21 protein-coding genes and 1 pseudogene are annotated in these 23,598 nt (G+C 73.0%); 18 read left to right on the forward strand and 4 right to left on the reverse strand.

The genetic code is table 11. The features are described from left to right. The first annotated feature begins 72 nt into the window (after positions 1–72). The 12 genes from ACFY9S_RS20255 (at position 73) to ACFY9S_RS20310 (ending at position 14,458) form a co-directional block, all read left to right on the forward strand. The gene (locus ACFY9S_RS20255; protein WP_391130305.1) at positions 73–2,505 is read left to right on the forward strand and encodes a SpoIIE family protein phosphatase; all 2,433 of its coding nucleotides are present in this window, start codon (positions 73–75) and stop codon (positions 2,503–2,505) included. A gap of 199 nt (positions 2,506–2,704) precedes the next feature. Continuing rightward, a complete protein-coding gene (locus ACFY9S_RS20260; RefSeq protein ID WP_102909722.1) occupies positions 2,705–3,001 on the forward strand; it encodes a LuxR C-terminal-related transcriptional regulator in 297 nt (98 codons plus the stop codon). Between the two features lie 78 nt (positions 3,002–3,079). Next, positions 3,080–3,391 (forward strand): hypothetical protein, encoded by a 312-nt coding sequence (locus tag ACFY9S_RS20265; protein WP_391130309.1) that lies wholly within the window; start codon positions 3,080–3,082, stop codon positions 3,389–3,391. A 115-nt stretch (positions 3,392–3,506) separates the two neighbouring features. Beyond that, positions 3,507–4,187 (forward strand): ABC transporter ATP-binding protein, encoded by a 681-nt coding sequence (locus tag ACFY9S_RS20270; RefSeq protein WP_102909720.1) that lies wholly within the window; start codon positions 3,507–3,509, stop codon positions 4,185–4,187. Then, on the forward strand, positions 4,184–6,766 hold the full coding sequence (locus ACFY9S_RS20275) for an FtsX-like permease family protein (RefSeq protein ID WP_391130312.1): 2,583 nt from the start codon (positions 4,184–4,186) through the stop codon (positions 6,764–6,766). The genes ACFY9S_RS20270 and ACFY9S_RS20275 overlap by 4 nt, the downstream gene beginning before the upstream one ends. Before the next feature lie 144 nt (positions 6,767–6,910). After that, positions 6,911–7,636, forward strand: coding sequence for a methyltransferase domain-containing protein (locus tag ACFY9S_RS20280; protein ID WP_391130315.1), 726 nt, complete (start codon positions 6,911–6,913; stop codon positions 7,634–7,636). 108 nt (positions 7,637–7,744) lie between these two features. Then, positions 7,745–8,158 carry an FAD-dependent oxidoreductase gene (locus ACFY9S_RS20285; RefSeq protein WP_391130317.1) on the forward strand — a complete coding sequence of 138 codons (414 nt, stop codon included), beginning with the start codon at positions 7,745–7,747 and terminating at the stop codon, positions 8,156–8,158. A 95-nt stretch (positions 8,159–8,253) separates the two neighbouring features. Beyond that, the gene (locus ACFY9S_RS20290; RefSeq protein WP_391130320.1) at positions 8,254–9,345 is read left to right on the forward strand and encodes a GDSL-type esterase/lipase family protein; all 1,092 of its coding nucleotides are present in this window, start codon (positions 8,254–8,256) and stop codon (positions 9,343–9,345) included. Between the two features lie 74 nt (positions 9,346–9,419). Continuing rightward, complete coding sequence (locus ACFY9S_RS20295; RefSeq protein ID WP_391130323.1) at positions 9,420–10,253, forward strand: M55 family metallopeptidase; 834 nt, start codon at positions 9,420–9,422, stop codon at positions 10,251–10,253. Then, complete coding sequence (locus ACFY9S_RS20300; RefSeq protein ID WP_391130326.1) at positions 10,246–11,559, forward strand: M20/M25/M40 family metallo-hydrolase; 1,314 nt, start codon at positions 10,246–10,248, stop codon at positions 11,557–11,559. Before ACFY9S_RS20295 ends, ACFY9S_RS20300 begins: the two co-directional genes overlap by 8 nt. Positions 11,560–11,576: 17 nt before the next feature. Continuing rightward, positions 11,577–13,529, forward strand: coding sequence for a prolyl oligopeptidase family serine peptidase (locus ACFY9S_RS20305; protein ID WP_391130329.1), 1,953 nt, complete (start codon positions 11,577–11,579; stop codon positions 13,527–13,529). Then, entirely contained in the window at positions 13,526–14,458 is a 933-nt protein-coding gene (locus tag ACFY9S_RS20310; protein WP_391130332.1) for an LD-carboxypeptidase, read from the forward strand. Before ACFY9S_RS20305 ends, ACFY9S_RS20310 begins: the two co-directional genes overlap by 4 nt. Before the next feature lie 65 nt (positions 14,459–14,523). On the opposite strand, the pseudogene ACFY9S_RS20315 reads toward ACFY9S_RS20310, so the two are convergent. Then, positions 14,524–14,622, reverse strand: a pseudogene (locus ACFY9S_RS20315) (hypothetical protein); the annotation flags it as partial. Between the two features lie 133 nt (positions 14,623–14,755). Here ACFY9S_RS20315 and ACFY9S_RS20320 point away from each other — a divergent pair. Then, entirely contained in the window at positions 14,756–15,316 is a 561-nt protein-coding gene (locus ACFY9S_RS20320; RefSeq protein ID WP_391130335.1) for a GNAT family N-acetyltransferase, read from the forward strand. Between the two features lie 14 nt (positions 15,317–15,330). On the opposite strand, the gene ACFY9S_RS20325 is transcribed toward ACFY9S_RS20320, so the two are convergent. Then, entirely contained in the window at positions 15,331–15,678 is a 348-nt protein-coding gene (locus ACFY9S_RS20325; protein WP_391130338.1) for a VOC family protein, read from the reverse strand. Between the two features lie 48 nt (positions 15,679–15,726). On the opposite strand from ACFY9S_RS20325, the gene ACFY9S_RS20330 reads away from it, so the two are divergent. Continuing rightward, entirely contained in the window at positions 15,727–16,206 is a 480-nt protein-coding gene (locus tag ACFY9S_RS20330; RefSeq protein WP_391130341.1) for a phage holin family protein, read from the forward strand. A 6-nt stretch (positions 16,207–16,212) separates the two neighbouring features. Then, positions 16,213–17,244: an SDR family oxidoreductase gene (locus ACFY9S_RS20335; protein WP_391130343.1), complete on the forward strand. Its 1,032-nt coding sequence runs from the start codon at positions 16,213–16,215 to the stop codon at positions 17,242–17,244. 91 nt (positions 17,245–17,335) lie between these two features. Here the strand turns inward: ACFY9S_RS20335 and ACFY9S_RS20340 are convergent, their stop codons facing one another. Further along, a complete protein-coding gene (locus ACFY9S_RS20340; protein WP_391130433.1) occupies positions 17,336–17,659 on the reverse strand; it encodes a hypothetical protein in 324 nt (107 codons plus the stop codon). Between the two features lie 95 nt (positions 17,660–17,754). After that, positions 17,755–18,717 carry a TIGR03557 family F420-dependent LLM class oxidoreductase gene (locus tag ACFY9S_RS20345; RefSeq protein WP_391130346.1) on the reverse strand — a complete coding sequence of 321 codons (963 nt, stop codon included), beginning with the start codon at positions 18,715–18,717 and terminating at the stop codon, positions 17,755–17,757. A gap of 171 nt (positions 18,718–18,888) precedes the next feature. On the opposite strand from ACFY9S_RS20345, the gene ACFY9S_RS20350 reads away from it, so the two are divergent. Genes ACFY9S_RS20350 through ligD form a run of 3 tightly spaced genes read left to right on the forward strand, consistent with a single transcriptional unit; the run spans position 18,889 to position 23,572 of the window. Then, on the forward strand, positions 18,889–20,775 hold the full coding sequence (locus ACFY9S_RS20350) for an FAD-dependent oxidoreductase (RefSeq protein ID WP_391130349.1): 1,887 nt from the start codon (positions 18,889–18,891) through the stop codon (positions 20,773–20,775). After that, a complete protein-coding gene (locus ACFY9S_RS20355; RefSeq protein WP_391130352.1) occupies positions 20,772–22,619 on the forward strand; it encodes a transketolase in 1,848 nt (615 codons plus the stop codon). The genes ACFY9S_RS20350 and ACFY9S_RS20355 overlap by 4 nt, the downstream gene beginning before the upstream one ends. After that, a complete protein-coding gene (gene ligD / locus ACFY9S_RS20360; RefSeq protein WP_391130355.1) occupies positions 22,616–23,572 on the forward strand; it encodes a non-homologous end-joining DNA ligase in 957 nt (318 codons plus the stop codon). Before ACFY9S_RS20355 ends, ligD begins: the two co-directional genes overlap by 4 nt. The last annotated feature ends 26 nt before the right edge of the window (positions 23,573–23,598 follow it).

Below are 23,598 nucleotides of genomic sequence, written 5' to 3' on the forward strand. Positions count from 1 at the left end.
CCACCGGCGGGCGCCGTACGGTGGTGACGCCGGAACAGATCTTGCGTCCGTGGGGGAGAGAGGGCCTGGGCCATGGACCGTGGCACCGAAAGGGCTGAGCAGGGCACGGCGACGGAACCCGCCGAGCCCGGCCGCGTCCCCCTGGCCGTCGTCGTGGTCGACCGCGACGGCCTCGTGTCCCACTGGAGCCGCGGCGCACGACGCCTGTTCGGGACCCCCAAGGAAGAGGCGATCGGCCGCACCGCCCTCGACCTGCTCCCCGTCTCCGGCGCCCTGCGCGAAGAGCAGGACACCTCGTACGCCGCCTGCGACGGTCTCGGCCCCGACCTCGGATCCTCCCTCGGCGGAGGGCTCTCGTACCCGGCGGCGGGCCGCGCCCGGCTCACCGCGCCCCGGGGCCGCGTCGACGTCCTGTGGTGGGCCTACCCGCTGGTGGGTCCCGGGCCCGAGCGGCTGCTCGTGCTGGCCGCCGACGCGGACGGGCTGCGGGCTGGTGACGGGGTGCTCGAGCGGATCGCGCCCGGTTTCGCGCTGCACACCGACTTCCCCGGCTCGGAGGACCTCGCCCGCCGCCTCCCCGAGATCCTCCCCAGCATGAGCGTCGGCGAGAGCGCCCGGATCGTCGGGCAGATCCTCGAACTCGGTTACCCCATCCTGGAGTTCAGCCAGAACGAACGGGTTCCCGTCACCCCCGACTGGGGCGTGGCCCGGCGCGCCGAGCGCAAGGCACGCCGCGAACGGGCCGCGCGGGCGATGGCCGCCGGTGAACCCGTGCCTCAGGAGCTGCGGGACGAGGGCGACGACCTCGAATACACCGCCGTCCGTGAGCGCCTGGAGTTCCTCAACGAGGTCAGCGGCCGCATCGGCACCTCCCTCGACCTGTCCCGCACGATCATCGAGGTCAGCAGGGCGGTCGTGCCCCGCTTCACCGACGTCGCCGGCACGTACCTGCGCGAACAGGTCGTCGCGGGTGAGGAGTTCGCGGACGGTGTGCCCGACACGACCACGATGTGGCACCGGGTCGCCCTCGAACACACCGATGAACCCGGCCGCTGGGACGACGTCGTCCCCGTCGGCGAGGCCATGCTGTTCCCGGCGCACACGCCGTTCTTCCAGTGCATGACCAGCGGCGAACCCGTCCTCGTGCCGCGCATCAGCGAGGAGATGGGGCACGCCATCGCCGCGCAGTTCGACAAGCGCGACATCCGCCCCCTCATCACGGGCCGTTCCATGCTGGTCGTGCCCCTGAAGGCGCGCAACGTCGTGCTCGGCTTCATGATCCTGCTGCGCCACCCGGAGCGGCCCGTCTTCAACGACATGGACCGCGTCACCGGCGCCGAACTCGCCGCCCGCGCGGGCCTCGTGCTCGACAACGCGCGCATGTACACCTTCCAGGAGAACGTCGCCGAGACGCTCCAGGACAGCATGCTGCCGCACATCCCGCCCCGCATGGCGGGCTGCGACGTCGCCACCCGCTATCTGCCCGGAACGCAGCTCGGCAGGGTCGGCGGCGACTGGTTCGACGCGGTGAAACTGCACGGCGGGCGCACGGCGTTCGTCGTCGGCGACGTCATGGGCCACGGACTGAACTCGGCCGCGATGATGGGCCAGTTGCGCACGGCCGTGCAGACCATGGCCGGGCTCGACCTGCCGCCCGCCCAGCTGCTGCGCAACCTCGACGACCTCGCCCAGCGCCTCGGCGACACCTACCTCGCGACCTGCCTCTACGCCGTCTACGACCCGATCGCGAGTGAGCTCCACCTCGCCAACGCGGGGCACATCCCGCCCGTCCTGGTCCGGGCAGGCGACGGCCGCAGCGAACTGCTGGACCTGCCCACGGGTGCGCCCATCGGCGTCGGGGGAGTGCCCTTCGAGGCGGTGCGCGTGCGCGTGGAGCCCGGCGACCGGCTGGTGATGTGCACCGACGGGCTGGTCGAGGTGCGCGGTGAGGACATCGGGGTGGGTCTCGCGACCCTCTGCGAGTCGGCCGCGCACCCGGCCGTGTCCATGGACGACGCCTGCGACACCATCATCCGGGCGCTCGCTGTGACATTCGCCGAAGCCGGGCGGGGTGGCCGCAAGGACGACGTGGCGCTGCTGATGGCCCGGCTCAACGGCATCGAGCCGGACGACGTGGCCGAATGGCGCCTCGCCCTGGACCCGGCCGAAGTGGGCCGGGCCCGCGCGGCGGTCCGCGAGCAACTACACGCGTGGGGACTGGCGAAGCTCGTCGCGCCCGCCGAGCTGATGGCCGGTGAACTCGTCACCAACGCCGTACGGCACGCGCACGCCCGCCCCGTCGAACTGCGCCTGGTCCGCGGTGACACCCTGCTGTGCGAGGTGCACGACGACGACCACGAGCTGCCGACGCTGCTCAGCGCCGGCCCGCTCGACGAGGCCGGGCGCGGCCTGCGGGTCGTCAGCACCCTGTCCCGCGAGTGGGGGACCAGCCGGACCAAGGCCGGTAAGACGGTCTGGTTCGAGCTGACGCTGCCGCGCCGCTGAAACGCCGCGTAACGGGACACGACGAGTCTCCAGAGATCATTTAACGGTCAACCACCTAATTCGAGCTGCTTTAGTGGCTGGTTTTCGCGCCCGGCGCGCAACCTGTGTATCGGCGGTTCCCAGGAGACTACGATTCGTCCGCCCAGGCGCACCAGCACCATGCCGTACACCTGAAGCACGACGAATCGGGGGAAATTCAATGGGAGCGGATCAGGGGAGAGACGGACCACGGTTCAGCGAACTGACCAGACGTGAACTGGAGGTCCTGTCCCTGCTTGCCACGGGCGACTCGAACCGGCGACTTGCTCATCGACTCGGCATCGCGGAGCGCACGGTGAAGGCCCACCTCACGAGCCTGATGCGCAAGCTCGGCGTTGCATCCCGTGTGGAAGCGGCCCTTCTAGCACAGAGATACCAGAAAGCGCTATCGGACCTCGGGGTAATACCCCAAGGTCCGATAGGCGAACGCGCCGTGAGTTGCAAAAGTGACGTATGACGGTCGGAGAGCCCGGCCGGGTACGACCTGGTCCGTTGTTCGGGAAGCGCCGATCAGCGGATCTTGAGGGGGTAATTCATGAAGCGTCTTCTGGCTTCTCTGGCCGTAGGAGCCGCGCTCGCCGGCGGCGTGACGGCCGCCACCGTGCTGCCCGCCCAGGCGGGCACCGTGTCCTGCACCAACCAGGGGCACAACTCCGGCAACGGCGGCAACGCATGGGCCAGCGGCTGCTCGCACAGCGGCGCCCACGACGTCCGTCTCTACGGCGAGTGCGACCTGTCGCCCTTCGCCGTGTACTCGCCCTACAAGGGCGGGTCCTTCTCGGGAGCCAGGTTCACCACCTCCACCTGCACGTGGGGCGTGGGCGAGTCGGGCTTCCAGCACCGGTGACCGGTGTGAAACGGCGGTGAAGCACGACTGACGGTTGCCGGGCTGAGGAAAGCAGCCCGGCAGCCGTCAGCCAGTTTCGCAGCCATCGTCGAGTACGGATGAATGAGGTGCACAGGTGTTGGTGTTGGACGGCGTCACCCGGCGCTACCGCAGTGGCGAGGTCGAGGTTCAGGCGGTACGCGGGGTGAGTCTGACCGCCCGCGAGGGCACCCTCACCGCGGTCATGGGACCCAGCGGATGCGGCAAGTCGACCCTGCTGACCATGGCGGGCGGACTGCAGCCCCCGGACACGGGCACGGTCACCGTCGCCGGGGTGCGCATCGACACGCTCGCGGAAGCGGACCTCTATCAGCACCGGCGTCGGCACATCGGCTATGTCTTCCAGGACTACAACCTGGTGCGCATCCTCAGTGTCGCGGAAAACGTGGCCCTGCCCGCCGAACTCGACGGGATGTCCCGCCGCAAGGCCCGCGCGCAGGCGCGAGAGGCGCTCGCCTCCGTCGGCATGGACGCGTACGCCGACCGCTACCCGGACTCGCTCTCCGGCGGGCAGCAGCAGCGCGTCGCCCTGGCCCGGGCGTTCTCGGGTGGCCGCGGACTGATCCTCGCGGACGAGCCGACCGGGGCGCTGGACAGCGAGAGTGCCGGCCAGGTCCTCGACAGCCTCCAGGCGCTGGTGCGGTCCGGGGCCACCTGTGTGATCGTCACCCACGACGAGGCGGTCGCGGCCCGTGCCGACCGCGTGGTGCGGATGCGCGACGGCGTCGTCGGGGAAGTCACCGGAGCCGCCGCGTGAGCGCACGCAGAATCGCCCTCCGGGTCGCCCTGCGACGCGTGCGGCGCGACCGTAAGCGCACCCTCGCCCTCACCGCGGCGCTGCTCGTTCCGCTGACCCTGGCCGTCACCCTGGTCACTCTGCGGGCCACCAGCGAGATCCCCGAGGACGAACGGGTCGGCACACTCATCGGCCAGTCGCAGGGAGTACTGCGCAACCTCGACTTCGTAGCCGAGCGGGGCGCCGAGAGGGCCCTGGCCGAAGGGCCGCAGGCGCTGGCGAGCGCCGTCGGCCAGGACATCGAGGTCGTCCCCGAGGTGGACGGCCCGCTCGCTGTTTCGTCGGACGGCCTCCAGGTCGACTCCTACGGCTACGGACTCCAGCTCGACCAGCCCCTCCACCGGGGCCGGTTCGTGCTGACCGACGGCAGGGCGCCGCGCGCACCGGGCGAGGTCGCCCTCTCGCCGAGCGTGGCGGAACGGCTCGGGGCCCGACTGGGTGACCGGGTGGAACTCGGCGAGGGCGGTGCCACGGCAGAGGTCACCGGTATCGCCGCGATCCCCACCGACACCCTGCGGAAGTTCGTGGTGGCCCTCCCGGCCGTCGTCGCGGGCCAGGCACCGGCGCTCCCGAAACCCGGGCAGGAAAGCTCCATGGCCGCCGCCCAGGACGGCACCGTCGTCGTGTGGCACACCCCGGACGCGCTCACGCCCCGGGCGCAGCGGGCCGTGACGGAGCAGGGCTGGCGCCTCGAACCCCGGTCCACCGCCTTCGACGTCGCCCGCGACGCCCCCGACTCACTGCTTCCCGAGGAGTCCGCGACCGCCTGGGTCATCGGACTGGCGGTCCTGGTACTCGGCGAACTCGGCCTGGTGATGGGGGCGGTCTACGCGATCGTCGTACGCAGCAGCCGGCGTGAACTCGCCCTGCTGGCCGCGGCCGGCGCGGGACCGAGGACCAGGCGTTCGGTCATCACCGGCCAGGGGGTCCTGGTCGGCCTCATCGCCACCGGACTCGCCCTCGGGGCCGGTGTGGCCGGTGCTTGGCTGCTGAAGCCCTGGGCAGCGGAGCGGAACGGGGAAATCTGGGGTGGGCTGCGGCTGGACGCCTGGTCGACGGCTGTCCTGGCACTGCTCGGCATCCTCACTCCGGCGATCGCGGCCCGCGTCGCGGCACGCGGCGTCGGCGGCGATGTGGTCGCCGCACTGCGCGACCAGGCCGGCTTCGACGACCGCGCGCCGCGTCGCGGGCAGGTGGCCCTCGGCGCCCTGCTGACCTGCGGTCTGCTGCTGGCCGTCGCCGGTGCGTCGCTCAAGGCTCCCTTCACCGTCATGATCGGGGCGCTGAGCCTGGTCATCGGAACGGGCCTCCTCGTGCGGCGGTTGCTGCCGTCGAGCGCCGGCCGGGCCGACGGTCTCCGGTTGATGCAGCGCATCGGGGCCCGCCTGCTGGCACGTTCCGCGTCCCGCTCCGCGACCATGGGAACGGTGGTGGCCAGTCTCACGGTGCTGACCGGGCTGGTCCTGGCGGCCATGGGAGGGCTCACCGCGGAGGTCGGCAAGTCGTACGAGCCCGCCTCCCCGCACGGTTCGGCCTTCACCTACGCCACGAAGGTGCCCGGGCCCGCCACCGTCGCCGCCATGGAGGAGGCTCTCGGGGGCGAGCGCCTGACGGCCATGGGCATCGCCAGCCCGCCGGCGCCGCGGGGCACGGCCCCGGACGGCACCGCGTGGTCCTACTGGGGTGAGTTCGAGGCCGCCTCACCGCTGCCCGACCGGCCCTCCGCCGTCATGGTGATCCGGGCGGCCGACCTGTCCACGGTGCTCGGCAGGAACCCCACCGCCCCGGAGCGCGGGATCCTGTCCGGCGGCGGAGCCGTCGTCCTGGACGAGCGGCTCGCACCGGGCGGCCGGCTGACCGTGACGGCGCCGAAGTCCCCCGTTCTGGACACGGGCCGAACGGAGATGTACACCGAGAGCCTCGACGCGGTCGTGGCCCAGCGGCGCTCGGAGTACCGCAGCCTGCCGGTCATCTACGTCAGTGCCGTCGGTCTCAGGGCTCTCGGCGGTGTCGAACAACCCAACTCGGCCTACTACTACCTTCCCGCGCCGAACGACTCGATCTCCTCGGAGCAGGAGGACCGGGCGCGTGGAGCGCTCGCCTCGGACATCGGCAGCGGCTACTTCACGCTGGAGGTGGAGCGGGGCCCGGTCGCCGCCGAGGTGCTGAGGGCCACGACGCTCGGCAGCGCGCTCGTGCTGATGCTCGTGGCGGCCACACTGGCCTTCCTCACGGTGGGCCTCGCCACTCAGGAGATGCGGCCGGACCTCTCCGCGCTGGCCGCCGCGGGCGCCGACCGGCGGTTCCGGTCCTGGCTCACCGGTGTGTACGCCGGTCAGGTGACGCTCCTCGGAGTGCTGATGGGAGTCGTGGTGACCGCCCTCGCCACCCCCGCTCTGCTGCTCTCCCTGGACGTGGGCTGGTCGCTGTGGCCGTGGCTCGGTCTCGCCGCCGCATCGGCGGGAGCCGTGGCGGCAGCGGTGGCGGCGGGCTGCCTCGGTGGCTCCCGGGTTGCGACCCTGCTGAGGGCCGCACAGTGAGACCCTCGGCAGGGTCGCCGAACACTGCGATGTCGAAGGCGAGGTGAAGGAACGCGCCCCGTTCTTGTGGCCGCGCCCCGGGCGCGATACACCGTACTCGCCCGTCGCACGGCGGGATGCGTACGTACCCCTGGGGAGTGGGCCATGAGCGTGACGAGTCGGTACCGGGAGGCCTGGGAGGGTTTCTGGCGTGAGGCGCCCGCCGAACCGGGGGCGGTGTTCTGGGACGCGGAACCGGTCCTCACCGTGGGCCCGCACCTCGCCCTGTTCGAGCCGTATCTGGCCGATCCCGCACTGCCGCTGGTGGACCTCGGCTGCGGCAACGGCACCCAGACCCGCTATCTCGCCGACCGCTTCCCGCACGTCCTGGGCGTCGACCTGTCCGCCGCGGCCCTCGACCACGCCCGGCGCTGTGACCTGGCGGGGCAGGCCGCCTACCGGCAGCTGGACGCCGCCGGGAAGGACGAGGTCGAGGCCCTGCACGCGGAGCTCGGCGACACCAACGTCTACATGCGGGGCGTCCTGCACCAGTGCGAGCCGGACGACCGGCAGTCCCTGGTCGACGGGATCGCCACGCTGGTCGGCGACCGCGGCCGCGCCTGCCTGGTGGAGCTCTCCGGAGCCGCCAAGCAGGTGCTGACGGGCCTGGCGGGCGGCCCGGACGGCCCGCCGCCCAAGCTCGCGCCGGTCTTCCGGCACGGCCTGACCCCCGGCGAGGTCTCGGACGAGGCGGTGCCGGAGTATCTGCGCTCGGCCGGTCTCACCGTGCTGGCGAGCGGTCAACTGCCGCTGAGGAGCACCGAGTACCGCCCGGACGGCACCCGCATGGAGCTGCCCTCCACCTGGCTGGTGGCGGGGCGTACGGCCTGAGGCGAGCGGTCGGCGGTCAGCGGTCCGCGCCGCCGCCAGCGTGTGCCGGGGCGCGGGATCCAGGTCCACGGAGAAGCTGTAGCCCTTGCCCGCCTGGAGGGGCAGGTGGTGCCCCAGGAGTCCGACCAGTACTTCGGCGAGCGCCGGGCTGTCGCCTCACCGATCGGCGGTACCACGCGGATCGGCGGCACGATGGAGCTCAGCGGCAACAACAACCGCCTCGACTGGCGCCGCGTCGTCGCCCTGGCCAGCAGGCACTACCTGGGTCATTGGTTCGACGACCCGGACGACCTGGTCGGTCTGATCCGGGACCCGTGGGTGGGCGGGCGGCCGTTCCTGCCCGACGGGCTTGCGGTGATCGACCGTGTCCCGGGGCACGACAACGCCTTCGCCGCCACGGGTCACGGCATGCTCGGGGTCACCCTGGGCCCGGTCACCGGCCACCGGCTCGCCGAGTACGTCGTCACCGGCCGCAGGCCCGAGGCGCTCGTGCCGTTCGGCTTCGACCGGCTCCGGCGCTGAGCCGGACGCCGTCTGGTGGGTCACGGATTTGTCGGTGTACGGTCACTCTGGCCCGTCCCTGCACCCACCTCGCCCCGCGGAGGACCGTCATGCCGATGCCCTGGTTACGGATGCTGGTCGCCTCGGCGGTGTCGACCGTGCTGGTCGGCACCGCGGCCGTCACGACCGCCGCCGCACCGGACCACCGCGGAGTACGGGACGGTGTGCACACCGCCGGGCGGGTCAAGGCCGCCGGGGACGCGTTCCAGTACAGCTGGCCAGGCGTCTACTTCGAGGGCCGGGTCCGGGGCACCGGCGTGGGTGTCGTGCTCGACGACCCGGCCGCCGACTACGACGTGCAGGTCGACGGAGCCACCGTCGCGACCCTCGTCACGCCGGGGAGGACCACCCACTGGGTCAGGGGGCTGCGCGAGGGCGTGCACACCGTCCGGCTCGTCAAACGCAACGACACCCCTTGGAGCACCAGCTCCTTCGGCGGCTTCGTCGCCGCACCCGGCGGTGCCGTCCTGGCCCGCCCGGCCGCCCGCAGCCGCCAGATCGAGTTCATCGGCGACTCCCTCACGGCCGGCTACGGAAACCTCTCCGCCTCCCGCGACTGCGACGGCGAGCAGCTCAAGCGCACCACCAACGCCGACGTGAGCTACGGCGCCCTCACCGCCCGGGGGCTGCGGGCCGACTACCAGGTCAACGCGTATTCGGGCCAGGGCATGGTGCGCAACTACAACGGCGGCTCCCCGGAGGTGAACTACCGCACCTTCTACGACCGCGCGCTGCTGAACGTGCCGGGCGACGTCTGGCGCAACCCGGGCACCTGGCGGCCGCAACTCGTGGTGGTCAACCTCGGCACCAACGACTTCTCGACCCCCGTCAACCCGGGCGAGCCCTGGACGGACGAGAGCCTCGCCGCCGCCTACCGCAGTGCCTACAGCGGCTTCCTCGCCAAGCTGCGCAAGCGCTACGGGCCCGCGACCACCATCCTGGCGGCCGGCACGGGCCCGTTCGCCGGCCATGTCGAACACGTCGTCCGGGAACGCACCGGCGCGGGTGACCGCCGGGTTCGCTACTGGCCCCTCGACACCACCGGCCTGGACCTCAACGGCTGCCACTGGCACTACTCGGCCCGCGATCACCGGCTGCTGGCCGACCGCCTCACCGCGTTCCTCGCCGACCTGCCGATCCGTTGGTGACCACCTCGTAGCCGGTTCCGCCCCCAGCGCGTAACGTGACGAACCATGAAGATCTCCGCCCTGGACGGCTCGTCATGAGAATCCTCATCAGCGCCGACATGGAGGGCGCCACCGGCGTCACCTGGCCCGACGACGTGATGCCGGGCGCCTCACAGTGGGAGCGCTGCCGCTCGCTGTTCACCTCCGACGTCAACGCCGCCGTACGGGGCTTCCACGACGGCGGCGCCGACGAGGTGATCATCAACGAGGCGCACTCCACGATGCGCAACCTGCTGCTGGAGCAGCTCGACGACCGCGCCCGGATGCTCACCGGCCGGCACAAGGCGCTGTCCATGGTGGAGGGCGTGCAGCACGGCGACGTCGACGGCATCGCGTTCGTCGGCTACCACGCGGGCGCCGGCATGGAGGGCGTCCTCGCGCACACCTACCTCGCCAACTCCATCACGGGCGTGTGGCTGAACGACGTACGGGCGAGCGAGGGGCTGCTCAACGCCCATGTCGTCGCCGAGTACGGGGTGCCGGTCGTGCTGGTCACCGGGGACGACATCGCCTGCGAGGACGCGCTCGGGTACGCGCCCGAGGCGCTCAAGGTCGCGGTGAAGGACCATGTGTCGCGCTACGCGGCGGTGTGCCGTACACCCGCCCGCACCGCGGCCGACATCCGGGCGGCGGCCAAGGAGGCGGCCGCGCTGGCGGTGCGTCACGAGCCCGTGCATGGCGGCCCGTTCACCGTGGCCGTGGAGTTCGACGCGGAGCACCTGGCGATGGCCGCCACCGTCGTGCCGGGTGTGGACCGGATCGGGGAGCGGAAGGTGGCCTACACGAGCGAGACCATGTACGACGGCATCCGCGCCTTCAAGGCGGTCACCACGATCGTCTCGGCCGCGGTGGAGGAGCAGTATGGCTGAGCAGGTGGACGAACGCGCGCTGGACGAGGTCGTGACGTACACGTCCGACCTCATCCGGATCGACACCACCAACCGGGGCGGCGGCGACTGCCGGGAGCGGCCCGCCGCCGAGTACGCCGCCGCACGGCTCGCCGACGCCGGGATCGAACCGCTCCTGCTGGAACGCACCAAGGGGCGGGCCAACGTCGTCGCCCGGATCGAGGGCACCGACCCCTCGGCCGACGCCCTGCTGCTCCACGGCCATCTCGACGTCGTGCCCGCCGAGGCCGCCGGCTGGCGCGTGCACCCGTTCTCCGGGGAGATCCGCGACGGGGTGGTGTGGGGTCGCGGCGCCGTCGACATGAAGAACATGGACGCGATGATCCTGGCCGTCGTGCGCGGCTGGGCCCGGCAGGGCGTGCGACCGCGCCGGGACATCGTCATCGCGTTCACCGCTGACGAGGAGGCCAGCGCCGAGGACGGGTCCGGGTTCCTCGCAGACGAACACCCCGAACTGTTCGAGGGCTGCACCGAAGGCGTCAGCGAGTCGGGCGCCTTCACCTTCCACGACGGCAGCGGGCGGCAGATCTACCCGATCGCGGCCGGAGAACGCGGCACCGCCTGGCTCAAGCTCACCGCCCGCGGACGCGCCGGGCACGGCTCCAAGGTCAACCGGGACAACGCCGTGACCCGCCTCGCGGGCGCGATCGCGCGGATCGGCGCGCACGAGTGGCCGCTGCGGCTGACCCCGACCGTCCGCGCCGCCCTCACCGAACTCGCCGCGCTGTACGGCCTCGAGACCGACCTCACCGACGTGGACGCGCTGCTGGAGAAGCTCGGCCCGGTCGCCGCCCTGGTCGAGCCGACCCTGCGCAACAGCGCCAACCCGACCATGCTGGAGGCCGGTTACAAGATCAACGTCATTCCCGGGGAGGCCGTGGCGCACGTGGACGGCCGGTACATGCCCGGCGGCGAGGAGGAGTTCCGCGCCACCCTCGACCGGCTCACCGGGCCCGACGTGGACTGGGAGTTCCACCATCGTGAGGTCGCCCTGGAGTCGCCGGTGGCCTCGCCGACGTTCGCGGGCATGCGGGCCGCCGTCGAGGAGTTCGCGCCGGAGGGCCACGTCGTCCCGTTCTGCATGTCCGGCGGCACCGACGCCAAGCAGTTCTCCCGCCTCGGCATCACCGGCTACGGCTTCACCCCGCTGAAGCTGCCGGACGGCTACGACTACGCGGCCATGTTCCACGGGGTCGACGAGCGGGTACCGGTCGAGGCACTGCACTTCGGTGTCCGCGTGCTCGACCGGTTCCTGCGGACGGCCTAGGAAGAGCGGGGGAGACGGTGCGGACGCTGGCCTACGGGTCGTGGCCCTCGCCCATCGACGCGGCCCTGACCGCCGCGCACGACGGGCACCCGGAGTACGTGGGCTTCGTCGGTGACGAGGTGTGGTGGACCGAGCCGCGCCCCGCCGAAGGCGGCCGGCGCACCCTGGTACGCAGGCACGCCGACGGCCGGGAGGAATCGCTGCTGCCCGCGCCCTGGAACGTGCGCAGCCGGGTCATCGAGTACGGCGGCCACCCGTGGGCCGCCCTCGCGGGTGAGCCCGGACCGCTGGTGCTGTTCGTGAACTTCGCCGACCAGCGGCTGTATCGCTGCGAGCCGGGCGGTGAACCCATTCCGCTCACCCCCGTGTCGACCGTGGGCGCGGGCCTGCGCTGGGCCGAGCCGCTGCCGCTGCCTGAACGGGGCGAGGTGTGGTGCGTGCTGGAGGAGTTCACGGGTGACGGCCCCACCGACGTGCGCCGCGTCCTGGCCGCCGTGCCGCTCGACGGATCCGCGGCCGGGGACCGGGGCGCCGTACGCGAACTCACCGACGGCCGACGCCGGTTCGTCACCGGGCCGAAGCTCTCGCCCGACGGGCGGCGGGCCGCCTGGCTCGCCTGGGACCATCCGCGCATGCCCTGGGACGGCACCGAGCTGCTCCTCGCCGAGGTCGCGCCCGACGGCACCCTGCGCGACGCCCAGGCCGTGGCCGGCGGCCCCGGCGAGTCCATCGCCCAGGCCGACTGGACCCACGACGGCCGTCTGCTGCACGCGAGCGACCGCACCGGCTGGTGGAACCTCTACCTCGACGGACGGCCGCTGTGCCCGCGCGAGGAGGAGTTCGGCGGCGCGCTGTGGAAGCTGGGCTCGAGATGGTTCACCCCGCTGGAGAGCGGTCTGATCGCCGTCGTGCACGGCCGGGGCGCCACCGCCCTCGGCATCCTGGACCCCGAGACCGGCGAGGTCGTCGACGCGGCCGGCCCCTGGACCGAGTTCACCCCCACCGTCGCCGCCCATGGCGAGCGCGTCGTCGCCGTCGGGGCCAGCCCGCGCAGCGCCTACGAGGTCGTGGAGCTGGACGCCCGCACCGGCCGGGCCCGGGTCGTGGGCGCCGAGCACGACGACGCCGTCGATCCCGCGTACTACCCCGAACCGCAGATCCGCACCTTCACCGGCCCCGACGGGCGCGACATCCACGCCCACATCTACCCGCCGCACCACCCCGGCTGCGTCGCGCCCGGCGACGAACTGCCGCCCTACGTCGTCTGGGCGCACGGCGGGCCCACCGGCCGGGCCCCGCTCGTGCTCGACCTGGAGATCGCCTACTTCACCTCGCGCGGCATCGGCGTCGCCGAGGTCAACTACGGCGGCTCCACGGGTTACGGCCGCCCGTACCGCGAGCGGCTGCGCGAGCAGTGGGGCGTGGTGGACGTCGAGGACTGCGCAGCCGTCGCCCTGGCCCTCGCCGCCGAGGGCACGGCCGACCGAGGCCGGCTCGCGGTCCGGGGCGGCAGCGCGGGCGGCTGGACCGCCGCCGCCTCCCTCACCACCACCGACGTCTACGCCTGCGGCACCATCAAGTACCCGATCCTGGACCTGGCCGGGTGGGGCACGGGGGAGACCCACGACTTCGAGTCGCGGTACCTGGAGGGGCTGATCGGGCCGCTCGCCGAGGTGCCCGCCCGGTACACGGAACGCTCGCCCGCCGCCCACGCCGACCGCCTGACCGTGCCGTTCCTGCTGCTCCAGGGCCTGGACGACGTGATCTGCCCGCCCGCCCAGTGCGAGCGGTTCCTGGCCCGCCTGGGGGGCCGGAGGGTGCCGCACGCATATCTCGCCTTCGAGGGGGAGGGGCACGGCTTCCGGAAGGCGGAGACGATGGTGCGCGCCCTTGAGGCCGAACTCGCCCTCTACGCCCAGGTGTTCCGCCTGGACGTGCCCGGAATCCCCACCCTGGAGCTCGCCGAGTGAACCCCCTGGTACGACCGCCCCGGCTCACCCCCGGCGCCCGCGTCGCCGTCGTCGCGCCCAGCGGGCCCGTGCCCGAGGAACGCCTCCAGGCCGGCCTCGACATCCTGCGCGGCTGGGACCTCGACCCCGTGGTCGCACCCCATGTGCTCGGACGCCACGGGACGTTGGACTACCTGGCCGGGGCGGACGAAGAGCGGGCCGCGGACCTGCAGAGCGCCTGGTGCGACCCTTCCGTCGCGGCCGTGCTGTGCGCCCGGGGCGGATACGGGGCACAGCGCATGGTCGACCTGCTCGACTGGGCGGCGATGCGGGCGGCGGGCCCGAAGGTGTTCACCGGGTTCAGCGACGTCACCGTCCTGCACCAGGCCTTCGCCACCCGCCTGGGCCTGGTCACCCTGTACGGGCCCGCCGCCGCCGGCGTCGACTTCCTCAAGAACGCCCGGGCCCAGGAACACCTGCGGGCCACCCTCTTCGAGCCGGAGTCGGTACGGACCTTGACGGCCGTGCCCCCGGGCGGCGCCGCACTGGTTCCGGGCCGCGCCCGGGGCGTCACCCTGGGCGGGTGCCTGTGCCTGCTCGCCAGCGACCTCGGCACCCCGCACGCCCACCCCGGGGCGCGGGGCGGGCTGCTGCTGGTGGAGGACGTCGGCGAGAGCCCGTACCGCCTGGACCGGTACCTGACCCAGCTCCTGCGCACCGGCTGGCTCGACGGGGCCGCCGGGATCCTGCTGGGCTCCTGGGTGGCGTGCGGTCCTCGCGAGGGGTTGCGCGCGGTCTTCGCCGACCGGCTCGGCGGCCTGGGTGTCCCGGTCGTGGAGGATTTCGGGTTCGGGCACGGAGCGGGCGCGCTGACCATGCCCCTGGGGATCCGGGGTGAACTGGACGCCGGAGCAGGCACGTTGACACTGGACGAACCGGCCCTGGGCTGAAAGGCCCGGCTGCTGAAATCCGGTCAGTAAACCCTCGATCGTCACGCGGGACGCCGCCCGGGGACCCAGGTGATCATCGGGACGGGCGCGTCGAGGCGGTGGTCCACGGCAGCCGTCGCGAGCTGCACGGCACCGCCGTACGATCCGCCGATCATGCCCACCCGGCTTCGGCAACCGGGGCATCAAGCCCGTGACCGTGATCAGCGGGCCACGCGACACCGGGGTACTCCGGCTGCCGGTCGCCGGCTCCTGACGCCCCGACTGGGGAGGCACAGCCGGCGCGGTTACTGTGGCGGGGTGCCGCACCACGCATCCCGCCACCTCACCGAAGGCCCCCGGGTGGGCATACGCCACTTCACCTACGAGGACGGCGCCGAGTTCGCCGCCCGCGCCCGGGAGAGCAAGGACCTGCACCAGCCGTGGCTGTTCCCGCCCACGACGGCTCAGGCGTACACCGCCTACGCGGGCCGCCTGATCGAGGACCCGTCCAAGGCCGGGTTCCTGGTCTGCGAGAAGAGCGACGGGGCCATCGGCGGGTTCATCAACATCAACAACATCGTCGAGGGCGGCTTCCAGTCCGGGGCGCTGGGCTACGGCGCCTTCGCGCATGCCGCCGGGCGCGGGCTGATGCGCGAAGGGCTGGACCTCGTCGTGCGGTACGCGTTCGGCCCGCTGCGGCTGCACCGGCTGGAGATCAACGTCCAGCCGCGGAACGCCGCGTCGATCGCCCTGGCCCGCGGCTGCGGGTTCCGCCTGGAGGGCTTCTCGCCGAAGATGCTCTTCGTCGACGGGGCCTGGCGCGACCACGAACGCTGGGCGATCACCACCGAGATGATCACCCGGTCGGGGCCGCGCTGAGCCCCCTGCGGCGTTTACGCCTGGCGGTCCACGTACTCGTAGACCGACCCGTCCGGATGCAGGGCGATCAGGTTGCGGCCCGCCGGTGAGGCGATCGGGCCCGCGACGATGTGGGCGCCCAGTTCGGTCAGCACCTTGTGGGTCTCCTCGACGTCCGTCACGGCGATCGTCGCCGCGACCTTGCGCAGCACCTCCAGTTCGGCCGGGGAAGCGCTCATCAGCAGGAAGCAGCCGATCGCCGCCACCTGGACACCTCCCCGCTCGAAGCGCTGGGCTCTGCCGCCCGCCAGCCGCTCGTAGAAGGGGATCGCGGTCTCGAGGTCGTCGACGCAGACGCGCAGTGTGGCACCCAGAATCTCCATGCCACCGAGCCTAGTTACGCGCAGGGGGCCGAGGGTACCCGGCCGGGCATGAAGCCGTTGGATCACCTGGAGCATCTGGACAAGCACCTGGTCGACGAGCTGGCCCAGGTGGCGCGCGAGACCGTACGGGACGAACTGCGCGAGCAGACGCGCAAGCAGCGCCGCAAGGCCGCCCTGTACGCCGCCTCCGGCGCGCTCGCCCTGTACGCGGGTGCGGCCCTCGCGCTCGCCGTGGGGCTGGCCCTCGCCCTCGGCCTGCCCGACTGGGCCGCCGCGCTGATCACCGCCGTGGTCCTGGGCGTACTGGCCTACGTGCTGCGCGGCATGGCGCGGCCGTCCCGGCCGGGCCCGGACCACACGGCCGGTCCGGCGACGGGCGGGGACAGCACCCGGCGGAACGCGGCCGGGGCGGTCGGCGGCATGCCGTATCCGCCCGTGCCGCCGGCCCCGCCGGCCGAAGCGGCCACCCCGGGCCCCGTGCCCCCGCGGCCGTCGCACAACCCGGACGTACCCCACCGCGGGGCGTGACGCCGGGTGCGCGAGACAGGAACAACGCACCAGCGCGGCCGCGTGGTCGTGGTGACCGGAGCCGGCGGCGGTGTCGGACGGGCCACGGTCCGGGCCTTCGCCGCCCGGGGCGACAAGGTCGCCCTGCTCGCCCGCGGGCAAGAGGGACTCGCCGCCGCGGCGGACGACGTGGAGCGCGCCGGGGGCGAGGCGCTCGTCGTCGGCGTGGACGTCTCCGACGCCAAGGCCGTCGACGACGCGGCCCAGCAGGTCGTCGACGCGTACGGCCACATCGACGTCTGGGTCAACAACGCCTTCACCGGGGTGTTCGCGCCGTTCACGGACGTCACCCCGGACGAGTTCCGCCATGTGACCGAAGTGACGTACCTGGGCTACGTGTTCGGCACCCGGGCCGCCCTGCGCCACATGCTGCCGCGCGACCGCGGCACCATCGTGCAGGTCGGCTCCGCGCTCGCCTACCGGGGCATCCCGCTGCAGTCGGCGTACTGCGGGGCCAAGCACGCGATCCAGGGCTTCAACGAATCGCTGCGCTGCGAGCTGCTGCACGCGCGCAGCGGGGTGCGGACGACGATGGTGCAGCTGCCGGGCCTCAACACCCCGCAGTTCGACTGGGTGCTGAACCGGATGCCGGGGCGGGCCCGGCCCGTCGCGCCCGTCTACCAGCCGGAGGTCGCGGCCCGGGCGATCGTGCACGCGTCGTCGCACGCGCGGCGCCGGGAGTACTGGGTGGGCGGCTCCACGGCCGCCACGCTCCTCGCCAACGCGGTCGTCCCCGGGCTGCTGGAACGCTACCTGGCCCGCACCAACGTCGACGCGCAGCAGGAGGAGGGCCGGCCCGAGGGCCCGGCCAACCTGTGGTCCCCGGCGGACGGCCCGCACGGACGGGACCACGGCGCGCACGGCCGCTTCGACGACGAAGCGACGGGCGACAGCCCGCAGCAGTGGCTGTCGCGGAACCGGGGTTGGATGGGCGTGGCCCTCACCGCGGGAGCCGCCGCCCTGGCGGCCCGCCGCCTGACCGCGCCGGCGCGCCGCTAGGTGCCTTGCGCGCCGGCCCGCCGCTAGGTGCCTTGCGCGGTGGCTTCGGTGGTGCCTTACGCGGTGACTTCGGTGGTGGCTTCGGTGGTGCTTACGCGATGCCTTCGGGGCCGTCGAGGAAGCGCAGCAGTACGGCCGCCTCCGCACGCAGCCGTCCGGCACGGTCCGCGTGTGCGGGGGCTGTCAAGTGCGCGGCCGCCTCCAGCCGTTCGGCGGCCTCGGCGCGCACGATCTCCACCACCTCGCGCTCACCGAGCTCCCGCCGGGCCGCCTCCGTGGCGCCGGCGCCGACCGGTGAGGCTTCCAGCGCGGCGGCGTGGGGAACCGTCTCGTCCACCGGCACCGCCTCGGCGTTGTCCAGTGCGGACAGGGTGCCGCGCAAGGCGCTCACAGCGGCCTTGTCCCGGGCCCGCATCGCTTCCGGCAGGGCGGCACGCATACGTAGACGAAGAGACATGCGGGCGACTCTAGGCTGCCCGCTGCCCCTCCACCTCCTGATTTTCGTCCCGGTCAGACGGACTGATGGAGCTGCGGCAGCACCTTCGTGCGGTAGAAGTCGAAGAAGCCGCGCAGGTCCGGCCCGATCTGGTTCACATAGACCCGGTCGAAGCCCGCGTCGGCGAATTGCCTCAGCTCCGCCACGTGCTCTTCCACGTCGTCGCCGCACACCCTGTTCTCGCGCACCATGTCCTCGGTGACGAGCTGCTGCGCCTGCTCGAAGTGCTTGGGCGAGGGCAGGACCTGACCCAGCTCGCCCGGCAGCTGCTCGTTCGCCCAGAGCCGGTGGACGGTCCGTACGGCCTCGTCCTTGTCCGTGTCGTAGCAGACCTTGGTGCCGCCGCTCACGAGCTTTCCGCCGCCCCCGCCCTTGCGGTACTGCTCCACCATCGTCTCGTCCGGCATGACCGTGATGTAGCCGTCGCCGACGCGGGACGCGAGCTGGGTCGCGGCGGGTCCGAAGCCGGAGATGTCGATCGGGATCGGCTCGTCCGGGACGGTGTACAGGCGGGCGTTCTCGACCGTGTAGTGCGGGCCGTGGTGGTTGACCTCCTCGCCGGTGAACAGGCGGCGCATCACCTGGATGGCCTCCTCCAGCATCTCCAGACGCACGTGCGCCGGCGGCCAGTGGTCGCCCAGGATGTGTTCGTTGAGCGCCTCGCCCGAGCCGACGCCGAGCCGGAAGCGGTTGTTCGTCATCACCGCGCTGGTCGCCGCGGCCTGCGCCACCACCGCCGGATGCATGCGCACGGTCGGGCAGGTCACCGCCGTCTCGACCGGCAGGGACACCGCCTCCGACAGCGCGCCGATCACCGACCACACGAACGGGCTCTGGCCCTGCTCGTCGTTCCAGGGGTGGTAGTGGTCCGAGATCCACAGCGCCTGGAACCCGGCCTGCTCGGCCATCCGCGCCTGCTCGATCAGCTCGGCGGGTCCGTACTGCTCGCACGAGAGGAAATATCCGTACTCGGGCATGGGAGCGTGCCTCCGCGACGTCGGCGGTTCGTGTCCCGCACCGGGTTACCCGGGCGCGGGGCCGGAAACCGGCGGCGTAGGGGCCTGTGCACCCCGGCCGACGTTTGGGTCCCCAGGCCAGGGGGACGCGGAAGGCTCCCGAGCTACGCGACAGCGCCGGAGGCGAGCGACGTGAGTCGACCCCGCATCCTGATCGTCGGTGCCGGCTTCGCCGGGTACCGCACGGCCCGCACCCTGTCCCGGATCACCCGGGGCCGGGCCCACATCACCCTGCTGAACCCGACCGACTATTTCCTGTACCTGCCCCTGCTGCCCCAGGTCGCCGCCGGCATCCTGGAGCCGCGCCGGGTCACGGTCTCCCTCTCGGACTCGCTGCCGGACGTCCGGCTGGTGCTGGGGGAGGCCGACCGGATCGACCTCGACGACGGCGCCCTGCACTACACCGGTCCCGAGGGCGAGGAGGGCTCACTCTCCTACGACCGGCTGGTGCTGGCCGCGGGCAGCGTCAACAAGCTGTTGCCCATTCCCGGGGTCGCCGAGCACGCGCACGGCTTCCGGGGGCTTCCCGAGGCGCTGTACCTGCGCGATCACGTGACCCGGCAGGTGGAGCTCGCGGCTTCCTCCGACGACCCGAAGGCGTGCGCCGCGCGGTGCACCTTCGTGGTGGTCGGCGCCGGGTACACGGGCACGGAGGTCGCCGCGCACGGGCAGATGTTCACCGACGCGCAGGTCCGCAAGCACCCGCTGCGGCGGGGCATGCGGCCGCGCTGGATGCTGCTGGACGTGGCGCCGCGCGTGCTGCCCGAGATGGACGAGAAGCTGTCCGCCACCGCCGACCGGGTGCTGCGGCAGCGGGGCGTCGACGTGCGGATGGGGACCTCCGTGAAGGAGGCCACGCACGAGGGGGTCGCGCTGACCGACGGCGAGTTCGTCGAGACCCGGACGCTGGTGTGGTGCGTGGGCGTACGTCCCGACCCGCTGGTCGAGTCTCTCGGGCTGCCGATGGAGAAGGGGCGGCTGCTCGTCGACCCGTACCTGCGGGTGCCGGGCAGGCCGGAGCTGTTCGCGTGCGGTGACGTGGCCGCCGTACCCGATCTGGAGAACCCCGGGAGCTATACGCCGATGACCGCGCAGCACGCCTGGCGGCACGGCAAGGTCGCGGCGGAGAACGTCGCCGCGTCGCTCGGTCTCGGCGGGGCGCACAAGCCCTACCGTCATCGTGACCTGGGTTTCGTCGTCGATCTGGGCGGAGCGAAGGCCGCCGCCAACCCGTTCGGTGTGACCTTGTCCGGCGTCCCGGCGGGCGCGGTGACGCGGGGCTACCACCTCGCCGCGATGCCCGGGAACCGGGTCCGGGTCGCGGCCGACTGGCTGCTGGACGCCGTACTGCCGCGCCAGGCCGTGCAGTTGGGGCTCGTGCGGTCCTGGTCGGTGCCGCTCGACACGTCGTCGCCCGAGGTGGCCCGCGTTGCGGGCGGGCCCGGGCGGCGGCAGGGGGCGGACGCCCGGTCCGGCCCGGGGGCGGCGCTCGCGGCCGACACGGACGACGGGGACGGGCCCGGCCGGGCCGGGCCCCCCGATGAGCCCGCGAAGGGGCAGCCCGGATCCGGGACGACGCAGGTACGACCCGGATCCGGGGCCGCGCAGCCGCGGTCGGAGTCCGAGACGGCGAAGGGGCGCCCGACTGCCGGCCCGCCCGACTCCGGTCACGGCCGGCTGCGATCCGAGTCCGAGACGGCGAAGGGGCGCCCGGCCGCGGCGGCTGCCGACGAGCCTGGGACGAGCCGGCCGAGCGGTGGCGAATCCGCCGAGAACCTGCCCGGTGGCGATCCGGCCGAGGAGCAGCCGGCCGCCGAGTCCGTGACGAAGCAGCCGGGTGGTGAGCCCGCGCGGGACACCTCCGGTGGTGAGCCGGCGAAGAACCAGCCCGGTGGTGAGCCCGCGAAGAACCAGCATGCCCCCGCGCCCCCGTCCGACCCGCCGAGCCCGGGTCATCCCGCACCCGGCCCCGTCAAACGAACCGACGCCCCGGAAGACTCCTCGAAAGGAAATTCATGAACACCGGTGAACTCACCGACCTCGGACAGCAGCTGCGGGTCGACAGCGTCCGCGCCGCCGCGGCCGCGGGTTCCGGGCACCCCACGTCGTCGATGTCCGCCGCCGACCTGATGGCCGTCCTGCTCGCGCACCACCTCCGCTACGACTTCGACCGCCCCGCCCACCCCGGCAACGACCGCTTCGTCCTCTCCAAGGGCCACGCCTCCCCGCTGCTGTACTCCGCGTACAAGGCGGCCGGCGCCATCGACGACGAAGAGCTGCTCACCTTCCGCAAGCTCGGCAGCCGCCTCGAAGGGCACCCCACCCCGCAGCGCCTGCCGTGGGTCGAGACGGCCACCGGCTCGCTCGGCCAGGGACTGCCCGTCGGGGTCGGCATCGCGCTGGCCGGCAAGCGGCTCGACCGCACCGGCTACCGCACCTGGGTGCTGTGCGGCGACAGCGAGCTGGCCGAGGGATCCGTATGGGAGGCCGCCGAGCACGCCGGGTACGAGCACCTGGACAACCTCACCGTGATCGTCGACGTCAACCGGCTCGGCCAGCGCGGTCCCACCCGGCACGGCCACGACCTGGACGCCTACGCCCGCCGCTTCCAGGCCTTCGACTGGCACACCATCGAGGTCGACGGCCACGACGTGGACGCCGTCGACCGCGCCTACGGCGAGGCCGCGTCCACCAAGGGCCAGCCCACCGCGATCCTGGCCCGCACCCTCAAGGGCAAGGGCGTCGAGGGCGTCCAGGACCGCGAGGGCCTGCACGGCAAGCCGCTGCCGGAGGCCGAGGAGGCCGTCACCGCACTCGGCGGCCCCCGCGACATCCGGGTCCGGGTGCAGGAGCCGCCCGCCGCACGCATGCTGCACTCCGTCCACACCGGGGACGTCGACCTCCCGAGGTGGGACAAGGGCGAGGAGGTCGCCACCCGCAACGCCTTCGGTGAGGCGCTCACCGCCCTCGGCACCGGCCGCGGCGACGTCGTCGCCCTGGACGGCGAGGTGGGCGACTCCACCCGTGCCGAGTTCTTCGCCAAGGAGCACCCCGACCGCTACTTCGAGTGCTACATCGCCGAGCAGCAGCTCGTCGCCTCGGCGGTCGGGCTCGCGTCCCGCGGCTGGGTGCCCTACGCCACCACCTTCGCGGCCTTCCTGACCCGCGCCTACGACTTCATCAGGATGGCGTCCGTCAGCGGCTCCGGCATCAACCTCGTCGGCTCGCACGCGGGCGTCGCCATCGGCCAGGACGGGCCCAGCCAGATGGGGCTCGAGGACCTGGCGATGATGCGGGCGGTGCACGGCTCGACCGTGCTGTACCCGTGCGACGCCAACCAGACCGCACGGCTCGTCGGCGCGATGGCCGGCCTGGAGGGCGTCCGCTACCTGCGCACCTCGCGCGGCGAGAGCCCGGTGATCTACGCCCCCGACGAGGAGTTCCCGGTCGGCGGCAGCAAGGTGCTGCGCTCCTCCGGCGAGGACCGGCTGACCCTCGTGGCGGCCGGCGTCACCGTGCACGAGGCGCTGGCCGCCGCCGAGGCCCTGGAGCAGGAGGGCATCGCGGTGCGGGTGATCGACCTGTACTCCGTGAAGCCCGTCGACCGGGCCACCCTGCGCCGGGCCGCCGAGGAGACCGGCTGCCTGGTGACCGTGGAGGACCACCACCCGGAGGGCGGCATCGGGGACGCGGTCCTCGACGCCTTCACCGACGGGCGCCCCGTACCGCGCCTGGTGCGGCTCGGCGTCCGGACGATGCCGGGCTCGGCTTCCCCGGAGGAGCAGCTGCGCGCCGCGGGCATCGACGCCGAGTCCGTAGCGGCGGCCGGACGGCTGCTGGTGGAGGAGGCGGTCGTGCGGTGAGCGGCGGCGACGGAACGCGCAGGGTGCGGGCGGGCCGCCGCACGGTGGAAGTGCACCGGCCGGACAAGGTGCTCTTCCCCGGCGGCGACGCCAAGGAGTACACCAAGGGCGACCTGGTGGACTACCACCGGGCTGTCGCGCCCTTCATGCTGCCCCACCTGCGCGGCCGGCCGCTGATGCTGGAGCGGCACCCCGACGGCATCGACGGCCCGACGTTCATGCAGAAGAACACCCCGGAGCACTACCCCGAGTGGATTCGCCGCGTCGATGTGGCCAAGGAGGGCGGCACCGTCCGCCACACCGTCTGCGACGACACCGCGACCCTCCTCTACCTGGCCGACCAGGCGAGCATCACCCTGCACCGCTGGCTGTCCCGCGCCGACAGCGTCGACCACCCCGACCGGCTGGTGTTCGACCTCGACCCTCCCCCAGAGCCTGAAGGGCCTGGGGGGACCCCCAGGGACGACTTCGAGGCCGTGCGCGAGGCCGCCCGGCTGCTCGGGGAGCTGCTCGACGAGCTCGACCTGCCCTCGGCGCTGATGACCACCGGCTCGCGCGGGCTGCACGTGATCGTGCCGCTGAACGGCCGGCACGACTTCGACGAGGCGCGCGCCTTCGCCCGGGACGTCGCCGACACCCTCGTCGGCGCGCACCCCGACCGGCTCACCACCGCCGCCCGCAAGAAGGAGCGTGGTGAGCGGCTCTACCTCGACATCCAGCGCAACGCCTACGCCCAGACCGCCGTCGCGCCCTACACGGTCCGGCCCCGCCCGGGTGCCCCGGTGGCCACCCCCATCACCTGGGACCAGCTGGACGACCCGGAGCTGCACGCCCGCCGCTGGACCATCGCCGACGCCGTCGAGCAGGCCCGGACGAACCCCTGGTCAGGCCTGCTCAACCGGGGCCGGGCGCTGGGACCGGCCAGGCGGCGGCTGAACGCCCTGCGCGGCTGAGGCACTCCCGTCGTCGGCCGGACGGG

Source organism: Streptomyces sp. NPDC012474 (genome assembly GCF_042955185.1).
Lineage (GTDB): Bacteria > Actinomycetota > Actinomycetes > Streptomycetales > Streptomycetaceae > Streptomyces > Streptomyces cahuitamycinicus.